The sequence below is a fragment of the Rahnella sp. EDr1-12 genome, assembly GCF_049206505.1.
Taxonomy (GTDB): domain Bacteria; phylum Pseudomonadota; class Gammaproteobacteria; order Enterobacterales; family Enterobacteriaceae; genus Rahnella; species Rahnella rivi.
The window spans coordinates 356,424-368,128 of sequence record NZ_JBLZNY010000002.1; the positions used below are offsets into that span (position 1 = coordinate 356,424).

The 11,705-nt window shown below is 52.0% G+C and carries 9 protein-coding genes; 1 reads left to right on the plus strand and 8 read right to left on the minus strand.

Going from position 1 to position 11,705, the window contains the following annotated elements; all coding sequences use genetic code 11:
* The first annotated feature begins 195 nt into the window (after positions 1-195).
* Entirely contained in the window at positions 196-936 is a 741-nt protein-coding gene (pflA, locus tag ACO0U8_RS11115) for a pyruvate formate lyase 1-activating protein (protein ID WP_056769253.1), read from the plus strand.
* A 99-nt stretch (positions 937-1,035) separates the two neighbouring features.
* Here the strand turns inward: pflA and ACO0U8_RS11120 are convergent, their stop codons facing one another.
* From ACO0U8_RS11120 to serS, 8 genes are all read right to left on the minus strand, one after another.
* The gene (locus tag ACO0U8_RS11120) at positions 1,036-2,181 is read right to left on the minus strand and encodes an MFS transporter (protein ID WP_421670791.1); all 1,146 of its coding nucleotides are present in this window, start codon (positions 2,179-2,181) and stop codon (positions 1,036-1,038) included.
* 133 nt (positions 2,182-2,314) lie between these two features.
* A complete protein-coding gene (napF, locus tag ACO0U8_RS11125) occupies positions 2,315-2,869 on the minus strand; it encodes a ferredoxin-type protein NapF (protein ID WP_217203998.1) in 555 nt (184 codons plus the stop codon).
* On the minus strand, positions 2,869-3,477 hold the full coding sequence (dmsD, locus tag ACO0U8_RS11130; RefSeq protein ID WP_217203997.1) for a Tat proofreading chaperone DmsD: 609 nt from the start codon (positions 3,475-3,477) through the stop codon (positions 2,869-2,871). The genes napF and dmsD overlap by 1 nt, the downstream gene beginning before the upstream one ends.
* Positions 3,478-3,550: 73 nt before the next feature.
* Positions 3,551-4,408: a dimethyl sulfoxide reductase anchor subunit family protein gene (locus tag ACO0U8_RS11135; RefSeq protein ID WP_421670792.1), complete on the minus strand. Its 858-nt coding sequence runs from the start codon at positions 4,406-4,408 to the stop codon at positions 3,551-3,553.
* A 1-nt stretch (position 4,409) separates the two neighbouring features.
* Positions 4,410-5,027 (minus strand): DMSO/selenate family reductase complex B subunit, encoded by a 618-nt coding sequence (locus ACO0U8_RS11140; protein WP_056769245.1) that lies wholly within the window; start codon positions 5,025-5,027, stop codon positions 4,410-4,412.
* Positions 5,028-5,038: 11 nt separating this feature from the next.
* Positions 5,039-7,474, minus strand: a complete 2,436-nt coding sequence (gene dmsA, locus ACO0U8_RS11145; protein ID WP_421670993.1) for a dimethylsulfoxide reductase subunit A — start codon at positions 7,472-7,474, stop codon at positions 5,039-5,041.
* Positions 7,475-7,578: 104 nt separating this feature from the next.
* Positions 7,579-10,035, minus strand: coding sequence for a selenate/tellurate reductase subunit YnfE (gene ynfE / locus ACO0U8_RS11150; RefSeq protein WP_421670793.1), 2,457 nt, complete (start codon positions 10,033-10,035; stop codon positions 7,579-7,581).
* A gap of 285 nt (positions 10,036-10,320) precedes the next feature.
* A complete protein-coding gene (gene serS / locus ACO0U8_RS11155) occupies positions 10,321-11,613 on the minus strand; it encodes a serine--tRNA ligase (RefSeq protein WP_122094757.1) in 1,293 nt (430 codons plus the stop codon).
* Between the last annotated feature and the right edge of the window lie 92 nt (positions 11,614-11,705).

Consider the following 11,705-nt stretch of genomic DNA (forward strand, 5'->3'; position numbering starts at 1 on the left):
ACTGTCTTCATGACAGTCTGTTTTGCCAGAGCGCTATGGTTGTGGATCTCTGGCAAAGCAGTTCCGGCAATCGCTGGCAATCAACCTTATTGATTGTCTGGTATCATAAACAGATGGTTCCCAGTTTATCTCTGCCAGGCCAGCATCCGCACTTTTAGACTGCTATTCATTGGTCAATATGGAGAATAACCCGCAATGTCAGTTCAAGGTCGAATCCACTCATATGAATCCTGTGGCACCGTAGACGGCCCAGGTATCCGCTTTATTGTTTTCTTCCAAGGTTGCCTGATGCGTTGCATGTATTGCCACAACCGCGATACCTGGGACACTCATGGCGGCAAAGAAATCAATGTCGACGATTTGATGAAAGAAGTCGTGACCTATCGCCACTTTATGAATGCTTCCGGCGGCGGTGTAACAGCCTCTGGCGGTGAAGCGATCCTTCAGGCGGAATTCGTGCGTGACTGGTTCCGCGCCTGCCAGAAAGAAGGGATCAATACCTGTCTGGATACCAACGGTTTTGTCCGCCGCTATGACCCGGTGATAGATGAATTGCTCGATGCCTCTGATCTGGTAATGCTCGATCTAAAACAGATGAACGACGATATCCATCAGAATTTGGTCGGCGTCTCCAACCATCGCACGCTGGACTTTGCGCGCTATCTGGCAAAACGTAATCAACGCACCTGGATCCGCTACGTTGTGGTGCCGGGCTGGTCTGATGATGACGAATCTGCGCACAAACTTGGCGAGTTCACCAAAGACATGACCAATATCGAAAAGATTGAGCTGCTGCCTTACCATGAGCTTGGCAAACATAAATGGACGGCAATGGGTGAAAAGTACGGCCTGGATGGCGTAAACCCGCCAACGACCGAAATTATGGATAGAGTGAAAAACATTCTTGCCAGCTACGGGCACAAAGTTATCTACTGATATTTCTGATTAAATAACAGGCTTTTGAAACCAAAAAGACGCCATCTTCGGCGTCTTTTTATTGGGCGGGTTTCAGGTCAGGTTAACCATTTTTAAGCATTACGCGGCTGCCACCGGGTTGTGGCTCTGATCGGCCTTACGCATCAACATCACCAGATAGACCAGTGAAACCACCGCGATCATCACAAACAGCAGGCGGTCGGAATAGCTCTGCATCAGCATCGCTGTCATCGTCGGTCCGGCAAGACTGCCGATGGTGTAGCTCATCAGCAGAGCCTGATTCATTGCCACCAGCTCCTCAGAACTGACCTTTTCGCACGCCCACGACATCGCAACCGGATAAAGGGTGAAACCGGCGCATCCGAGAATAAATAGCGTAGGAGCCATCGCATAACCACTGAGCATTGCAATGCTGCCGAGGATGACACAAAAAATCTGAATGCGTAAAACCATCAGACGGCCATAGCGATCGGCAAGACGTCCTACCGGCCACTGCCCGATAATTCCCGCACTGACCAGCAGCGCCATCCAGTAGCCGACATTGGCATCGCTCATGCCCTGATGCGTCAGGAAAAGCGGCATCAGCCCATACAGCGATCCCAGAACGATGCCGGAAATAATGCATCCGTTAATTCCAAGGCGCGCATTACGACGACGGAACATGGGTAAAACAGAATGACGAGGCTGTTCGCTGTCCTGATTTTCCAGATGAGCAAACAGCAGCGGTAACATGGCGATAACGATGAGCGAGGTTACCCATGGCAATACGCTGAATATCTGCGTTGGCACAGTGCCGACCAGAAGTTGTCCAACCACAGTACCGATGTAATACATAATCATGTATGCCGCCAGCAGTTGCCCGCGGTTCTTCACCGTACCGCTGCGCATCAGCGCGCTTTCCACTACCACCCAAATCAGCGCACAGCCAACACCGGCAATAAAACGTGCACCGATCCAGCTCCAGAAACTCATGGAAAGCGCCAGACCCGCGGTAGCACCGGCAAACAGGAAGCACGACAAGTAATAACTGCGGTTAAAACCGAAACGCTTTATCAGGCCACCGGCGATCAGCGTACCGAGTAAATTACCGGTAAAATAAGATGAGCTGACGAGGCCAACCTGCCAGGTCGGCAATTGCTCGTGGCTCAGCCACAAAGGGACAAGCGTGTTCAAAACGGCGATAGAAATCGTCAGCAGAAGAAGTCCGCAAAGCAGCAGTGAAACGGGACGGGAATAGGCGGACATAAGGCGTTGATGACCACAAAGACGAAGAAATTGCGCGCATCATGCCACCGGCGAATAAAATGTCAATCTGGCAAAAACCCGTCTGCCCACAAACTGGAGGGTGATGATTGAAATCGTTAATCAAGCGGTGTGATTATGCTTCATGATGATTTAATGACAATCTGATATCACCATGATAACAAACAAGTTTGCATTTCCCGCAGCCGTCACATTTTTCGTCATCAACGGAGGGCTGATTCTGTTGATTAAAAAATATTGCCGTGCGCGGACACGCAATTTCACACATCCTGCACATATCATCCATTCGCCCGAGACATTGTGGCAAATGCACAGGTCGTAACCCGGTATCCGCCCTGACGGAGGCATCCAGTGCGCCGGTTTCACAAGCCTGAGTGCAGGCTCCGCAGAAATCACAGTCTGCATACTCAATGCTCAAGGCTGGCTTACCTTCCTGAAGGTGCAGCATACCGACCGGACAAGCCTGGGTGCAGTTTCCGCACCCGCTACATCTTTGGAGGAATAAGGATTCTGCCACCGCCTGGGGAGGACGGGGAAGCAGACGCTGCGGGAGTGATTCGGCTGGTGCAGCGGTCTGCTCTTTGGTCTGTTTCGCCGAAGCCAGCAAGCCGCGAAATAATCCGCGACGGCTGACCTGGCGAGCGCTCATTCCGCTTTCAGAATTGCTCATCAGAAATAGAGATCTGCTGAAGGGATTTTCAGCGCCAGTTGCTGCTGCCAGCCTGACAATGTGGACCCGGCAAGAAGGGCAACCCCCTGATAAAGCGGATGTTCGGATTTTTGCTGCAACAATTCGAGGTATCGGCCTGACCACGGCAATAAATGCTGCGCCATAAACTCGTTCAGCAATGACGGGGAATTCTCAGCCAGCCATGCGCACATCATCAGTAACAGGCCAATATGATCCTCCGGCTCGGCCTGCGTCAGGAGCGGTTCGATATGGTTTTCACGCATCCACTGGCGCAGTGCAAGGGTTGAATCACCAAACACTACCGATTCTTTATCCAGATAGACCGAACCCCACGGCGGAGCGGGTAATGCGTACGGCCCGATAAATAAGCGCTGATAAGCCTGCCCGGCACTTTCTTCAGCCTCATCGATTTGTGCGAATAATTCGGCTGCCTGAGCCTTAATCTCTGCCGTGGCAAACGGCCATAACGGGGCCCAGTCGCTGGTTTTCAACAACGCAATCAGCGGCTGAACCTCTTCCGACGCTGGCGGATAGTACAGCATCGCACCCAATACTTTACTCGTTAAACTTATTGATTCTGCTGACATAATTCACTCATTTTTACGTGGGGACGCGCCACCGACGGCGAGGCGTCCCCAGACAAAGATAACAGTTCTGTAATTAACCGCTTACCGCCATACCCACGGTCATATGCAGACCGTAGAAAATTGCGCGTCCCACCAGTTCTCCCGAGAAGACCAGCACAAATGCCAGAATCATTGAGAGCAGCGCAGGACGTTTACGCATGATCAACGGACAGAACCAGCAGCCTAATCCCAGAATGATCAGCACCAGCCGCCATGCAGACAAGCTGCCATATTGCGGGATCAATGCAGATGCCGCCTGAACCGAACTGTGGATATTCGCCAGACCTGCACTTTGCATCACCACCAGCACCATACTGATCACCAGCCCTGTCAGGCTGATGACCGGTAACAGACGCAGACCACAACCCTGGATATTCGCACCACGCAGCAGCAGATAGCCGAGAACCGGGCCACCAATCAGAACTGTCAGTCCGAAGCTGAATGCGGTGTAAAGGTTATTCCAGGTAGGCACAGTATTGATTTCATAAACGCGGCACATTGCGTAAACAAACCCGATACCCGCCAGCATAGTGACCACCAGCCAAATTTTACCCAACAGGCGCGGCATTTTGTTGATCATTGCCAGCAGCCAGTAAATGCCACCAAGAGCAAAGAACAGTGAACCGCTGCCAATCTCGTTACTCAGCGGAGAAGCGCCGAGACGGTTGAGCGAGTTAAATGCGCGCAGCGGTGAGCCCAGATGCAAGACCGAAGCAATAAACGCCACCGCCATCAGTGCCCAAAGGAAAAACATCGACAGGTGAATACGACGTTGCTCTTCTGCAAAGCGCTGAGTCAGTAATGCTATAGCCAGCACGATAAATGCCCCAACAACACACTGCCCCAACACGGTAAAGACCATTAAAGGCCATTCATGCCATCCGTTTCCCATCTCAAACCTCCTTCGGGTTAGCCAGATAACCCGTTGTATCGCCTACAGGACGGCAATTCGCATTGGGTTTAATGACGATATTTGGGTGCGTGAAATGCGCAGCCGGCAAGGGTGCCACTTCTGCCAGATCGCCATATTTCGCACGCAGTTCTTCGATCGGTGCCATATCAAGCGCACGCAGCGGGCAGGACTCGACGCAAATAGGTTTTTTACCTTCCGCAACGCGCTCATAACAGCCGTCGCATTTGGTCATATGTCCTTTCGCTTCGTTGTATTGCGGCGCGCCATAAGGACAGGCCATATGGCAGTAGCGACAGCCAATACAGACGTCTTCGTTGACCACAACAAATCCGTCTTCACGTTTGTGCATTGCACCGCTCGGGCACACTTTGGTACAGGCTGGATCTGCACAGTGGTTGCAGGAAATCGACAGATAATAAGCGAACACATTCTGATTCCAGCCATCACCGTCCTTCTGCCAGTCGCCACCGGCATATTCATAAATGCGGCGAAAATTAACGTCAGGCGTTAAATTTTTGAAGTCTTTACAGGCCAGTTCGCAGGTTTTGCATCCTGTGCAGCGGCTTGAATCAATATAAAAACCATATTGAGTTGTCATTTATTGCTCCGTTAAACCTTAGCCACTTGCACAAGGTTGGTATGAGAGGGGTTACCTTTCGCCAGCGGTGAAGGTCTTTGAGAAGTCAGTACGTTGATGCTGCCCGCACGGTCGATTCTTTTGCTGTCAGGGGTGTACCAGGCACCTTCGCCAAGCGCGACGACACCCGGCATCATGCGCGGCGTCACTTTCGCGGCAATCTGCACTTCTCCGCGATCGTTAAAGATGCGGATCATGTCGCCATTGTTTATGCCACGCTGCGCAGCATCCATGGGGTTAATCCACATTTCCTGACGGCATGCGGCTTTCAGCACATCCACATTTCCGTAAGTTGAATGCACCCGACCTTTGAAATGGAAACCTGTCAGTTGCAGGGGATAACGGCTGGCCAGCGGATCGTCATAGTTTTCGAATCCGGCGGCATAAACCGGTAACGGATCGATAATGTCTTCTTTTTCCAGCTGCCATTTCGCTGCGATATCAGCCAGCGCGGCCGAATAGATTTCAATTTTCCCCGAAGGCGTTTCCAGAGGATTGGCAAGCGGATCTTCACGGAATGATTTGTACGCCACGTGGTGTTGCTCAGGATCACGCTGCTTGAAAATCCCCTGCTGGCGGAAGGTATCGAAATCAGGAAGCGCGGGAATGGCCTGCACAGATTGCTGGTACAAGTGACGCATCCACTCTTCCTGCGTGCGGCCTTCCGTAAATTTCTCCCCGACGCCCATGCGTTTCGCCAGTTCGCTGGTCATCTCATAAATATTTTTGCATTCAAAACGAGGTTTGATGACCTGATCGGCAAAAATGACATACGCCATATTCCCGGATGAGGCATCGAGACAGAAATCCATCTGCTCAGAGGCCGTGCAGTCGGGCAGGATAATATCCGCGTATCGGGCAGACGCCGTCATGTGATTGTCGATGACCACGATCATTTCACACTGCTTGTCATCCTGCAGGATGTCGTGCGTGCGGTTGATCTCAGAGTGCTGGTTTATCAGACTGTTACCGGCATAATTCCAGATAAACTTAATCGGTACGCTGAGTTTATCTTTCCCGCGAATACCGTCTTTTAAAGCGGTCAGTTCCGGCCCGCGTTTAACCGCATCGGTCCACAGGAAAAACGGAATGCTGGTCGTTACCGGGTTTTCAAAAGCAGGCATGCGAACAAAGGGCAGGCTGTAGAATCCTTCACAGGCACCGGAGTTACCGCCATTGATCCCTACGTTGCCGGTAAGAATTGCCAGCATTGCGATTGCACGGGTCGCGAGTTCACCATTGGCATGACGCTGCGGCCCCCAGCCCTGTGCGATAAACGCTGGTTTTGCCTGACCGATTTCGCGGGCAAGTTTGACAATTTTGTCGACGGTGATGCCGGTGATCTTTGACGCCCATTCAGGTGTTTTGGCTGTTCCGTCTTCCCCGCTACCCAAAATGTAGGCTTTGTAATGCCCGTTGGCAGGCGCGCCTGCAGGTAAGGTTTTTTCATCGTAGCCGACGCAATACTTATCAAGGAACGGCTGATCGACCAGATTTTCAGTGATCATCACGTGAGCGAGGGCCGCAGCAAGCGCAGCGTCTGTTCCGGGGCGAATAGGGATCCACTCATCTTCACGCCCTGCAGCTGTATCGGTATAACGTGGGTCGATGATGATCATGCGGGCATTGGACTTTTCCCGTGCCTGCGCCAGATAGTAAGTCACACCACCGCCACTGAGCCGGGTTTCGCCGGGGTTATTACCGAAAAACACCACCAGTTTACTGTTTTCGATATCCGACGGGCTGTTACCATCGGCCCATCCGCCATAGGTATAATTAAGGCCTGCCGCGATCTGCGCCGAGCTGTAATCACCATAATGATTCAGATAACCGCCACAGCAATTCATCAGACGGGCAATCAATGTGGAGCCTGGCGGCCATGAACGGGTCATGGTGCCGCCTAACGTTCCGGTACCGTAATTGAGATAAACCGCCTCATTACCGTATTTGCCGATGATGTCTTTCAGGCTGCCAGAAATCGTCTCGAAGGCTTCTTCCCAGCTAATACGAATGAATTTTCCTTCTCCGCGCGCACCCACCCGCTTCATCGGAAACTTCAAACGATCAGGGTTATACACTCGGCGACGCATCGAGCGCCCGCGCAGACAGGCCCTGACCTGATGTAATCCTTCGTAATTGTCATCGCCGGTGTTATCGGTTTCGACATAACGAATTTCACCATCAACAACATGCATTCTTAACGGGCAGCGGCTTTCACAGTTAACCGTACAGGCACTCCATACCACTTTTTCGTCGGTAAGTTTGCTGTCGGTGGCAGTCCCGGCCGCCTGCGCGTGCCTGAAAGGCATCGTTACCCCTCCGGCTGCGGCAACCAGTCCCACCAATGCGGAATTTTTCATCAACGTTCGACGACTTATTCCTGCGGCTGTCCCTGCATTTCCTTGCATTTTATTCGACATATCCTTGCTCCTTAATATCCCTTCATAAACAGCAAAGGGATGAAACGTTAACGACCACTTCTGTACGACGCCTTATCGGCCTTCGCTAATTTCTATATTTTTTCTATTTGAATGAGATTCGTATGTTGCGGATTTCCCTTCGCCAGCGGGGACGGGCGTTGGGTGGTCAGCGTGTTCATACACGCGCCATGGTCAATACGATCACCTTTCATATTGGCCTGATGCCATGCGCCCTGCCCCATAGCCACAACGCCGGGCATGATCCGTGGCGTCACTTTTGCCGCGACACGCACTTCACCGCGATCGTTAAAGACCTTCACTTTGTCGCCGTTTTCAATGCCACGGGTTTTGGCATCCAGTGGATTGATCCACACTTCCTGACGGCAGGCGGCCTGCAGCACATCAATATTGCCGTAGGTCGAGTGAGTGCGCGCTTTGTAATGGAAACCGAACATCTGCAACGGGAACTGACTGCGTTTCGGATCGTCCCAGCCTTCAAAGGTCGAGGCATACACTGGTAACGGGCTGATGGTTTCGTCTTTTTTCAATTCCCATTCACCGGCAATTTTTGCCAGTGCAGAAGAGTAAATTTCGATTTTTCCGGACGGGGTTTTAAGCGGGTTAGCCTGCGGATCCTGACGGAATTTTTTATAAGCAACAAAATGCCCTGCAGGGTCTTTGCGCTTATAAATTCCCATGTCACGCAAGGCTTCATACGCAGGCAGCACCGGGTCTTTCAGCAGCATTTTGGCGTAGAGATATTGCAACCACTCACGCTGAGTACGGCCCTCTGTGAACTTGTCGTAAACATCAGGCCCAAGGCGACGCGCCACTTCGCTCATCATCTCGTAAATGCCTTTTCGCCCGAACTTAGCCGAGGTCGCTGGCTGGATGAAAATCAGATAGCCCATATTTCCGGCGTAATCATTCGGGATGATATCTTCCTGCTCAACGGTCATCAGATCAGGCAGCAGGATGTCGGCATACTTAGCTGAGGAGGTCATGAAGTTTTCAATCACGACAATCATTTCGCAGTCCTGATCGTCCTGCAAAATATCGTGAGTTTTGTTGATGTCGGAATGCTGGTTGGTGATGGTATTCCCGGCATAGTTCCAGATGAACTTGATCGGCACATCCAGCTTGTCTTTACCGCGAACACCATCGGCTTTAGCCGTCATTTCAGGGCCACGCGCAATGGCGTCGGTCCAGCTGAAACAGGAAATCTGCGTTTCTACCGGGTTTTCCAGCACAGGCATTCGTTCAATGGTGAGGGTATAAGTCGACTCACGCGCGCCGCTGTTACCGCCGTTAATACCCACGTTACCGGTTAAAATTGGCAGCATAGCAATGGCGCGTGACGTCAGCTCACCGTTGGCCTGGCGCTGCGGCCCCCATCCCTGAGAAATGTACGCAGGCTTAGCCTGACCGATTTCCCGCGCAAGCTTAACGATTCGCGATGCCGGAATGCCGGTGATGTGCGAGGCCCATTCCGGTGTTTTGGGCGTGGCATCCGCACCCTGACCCAGAATGTAAGCTTTATAGTGGCTATTGGCGGGTGCATCGGCAGGCAGTGTTTTTTCGTCATAGCCCACGCAATACGTATCCAGGAAAGGCTGATCCACCAAATTTTCGCTGATCATCACATGCGCAAGGCCCGCGACCAGCGCAGCATCCGTGCCCGGACGGATGGGGATCCATTCATCTTCGCGGCCTGCTGCAGTATCGGTATAACGCGGGTCGATCACGATCATGCGAGCATTGGAACGCTGACGCGCCTCTTCGAGGTAGTACGTGATGCCGCCGCCACTCATACGCGTCTCGGCAGGATTGTTACCGAAGAGCACCACCAGTTTGCTGTTTTCGATATCAGACGTGCTGTTGCCGTCGTTGCTGCCATAGGTGTAGGGCATGGCGCAGGAAATTTGAGCGGTGCTGTAAGTGCCGTAATGACTGAGAAAACCGCCGTAGCAGTTCATCAGGCGGGCTACCAGTGAGGCGTAAGGCGATGAACGGGTGATGTTGCCGCCAACCACGCCAGAGGTGTAATTGATATATACCGCTTCGTTGCCGTATTTAGCGACGATACGTTTCAGATTATTGGCAATCTCGTCAAAAGCCTCTTCCCAGCTGATGCGGACAAACTTACCTTCTCCGCGCTTACCCACGCGTTTCATCGGATAGTTTAACCGGTCCGGGTGATTCATACGCCGGCGCATGGAGCGTCCACGCAGGCAGGCGCGCACCTGGTGATCGCCATAAATATCATTGCCGGTATTATCCGTTTCAACCCAATACACTTCATCGTGGCGAACGTGTAGCCGCAATGCGCATCGGCTGCCGCAGTTAACGGAACAGGCACCCCAGACCACTTTATCTTCAGGCGTGGGATGTTTTCCTTCCCCTATCGCCGCGGCTAAAGCACTTCGTCCAAATGGCAGCGAGACGCCTCCTGCAGCAAGAGCCAGCCCGGCCAGTGAAGAGTTTTTCATCAACGTCCGCCGGCTGATACCTGTATTTTCAGGAATAATTTCTGGTTTTATTTCCGACATATTTCCGCTCCGGTAAGTTGCTTCGTCATCCGGACCGGTGCTTACAATGACACCAGACTTTGACGAAGAATTGAGCGGGCAGAAATGCAAAGCACAGGGAGTATTAGGGTACCCACTCGGAATGCATGGATATTACTCACCATGAGGTAGGAAACTTTGTTTGCTATCAAGATTGGAAAGGATTGGGGGAGACGGAACAGCAGAACCCTCGTACAACGCACGATTTCAGACATAAAAAAAGCGCCCGGAGGCGCTTTTCGCTATATTGTAAAGTATATAGCGGCATTAGCCGATATATTCTAAACCGCCCATGTAAGGACGCAGCACTTCCGGCACTTCGATACGGCCATCTGCTTGCTGATAGTTTTCCAGCACGGCAACCAGTGTACGGCCAACGGCCAGACCGGAACCGTTCAGAGTGTGAACCAGACGTGGCTTCTTCTCTGTTTTGCTACGGCAGCGAGCCTGCATGCGACGCGCCTGGAAATCCCACATGTTAGAACACGAGGAGATTTCACGGTACGTATCCTGCGCGGGCAGCCACACTTCCAGATCATAGGTTTTGCTTGAACCAAAGCCCATATCGCCAGTGCACAGCAACATTTTGCGGTATGGCAGATTCAGCAGCTGAAGGACTTTTTCGGCATGGCCAGTCAGTTCTTCAAGCGCCTGCATTGAATCTTCCGGACGAACAATCTGAACCATCTCGACTTTATCGAACTGGTGCATACGGATCAGACCACGGGTATCACGTCCGTAGGAACCGGCTTCTGAACGGAAACATGGCGTATGCGCAGTCATCTTCAGAGGCAGTGATTCCTCATCGAGGATTTCGTCACGCACCAGATTGGTCAGAGGCACTTCTGCCGTTGGGATCAGCGCATAGTTGCTGCTGCCCGCTTCTTCGTCCAAAGGCTTGGTATGGAACAAGTCTTCGCCAAACTTAGGCAACTGACCGGTACCATAAAGCGTTTCATGGTTGACCAGATAAGGAACGTACGCTTCCAGATAACCGTGCTGCTCAGTATGCAAGTCAAGCATGAACTGAGAAAGTGCGCGATGCATGCGGGCAATTTGCCCTTTCATGACAACGAAACGAGAACCGGTCAGCTTAACCGCAGCGGCGAAATCCAGACCGCCCGCCATTTCACCCAGCGATACGTGATCGCGTACGGCGAAATCGTACTGGCGCGGTGTGCCCCAGCGGCTGACTTCCTGATTATCGTTTTCATCTTTACCGGCAGGTACGGAATCATCTGGCAAGTTAGGAATAGCAGAAGCGACATCACGGATATCATTTTGCAATGCGTCCAGTTCAGCTTTTGCTGCATCCAGCTTCTCACCCAGCGTAAACACTTCCTGACGCAGGGGTTCGATGTCTTCGCCACGGGCTTTAGCCTGACCGATAGTTTTCGATCGTGCGTTACGTTCAGCCTGGAGAGTTTCCGTTTCTACCTGCAAGACTTTGCGGCGCTCTTCCTGAGAACGCAGCTTTTCCACATCGAGTTTAAAACCTCTGCGAGCGAGTTTTTCTGCAACTGCGTCTAGCTCATTACGCAGCAGATTGGGATCGAGCATGCTAATCCTGTACGTGTCGTTATTGAATGTTAATTTGATGAAGCACGCCGCGTTAAACGGCAGCGTGTCAAAGAGTTATCCAGGTAACCTTA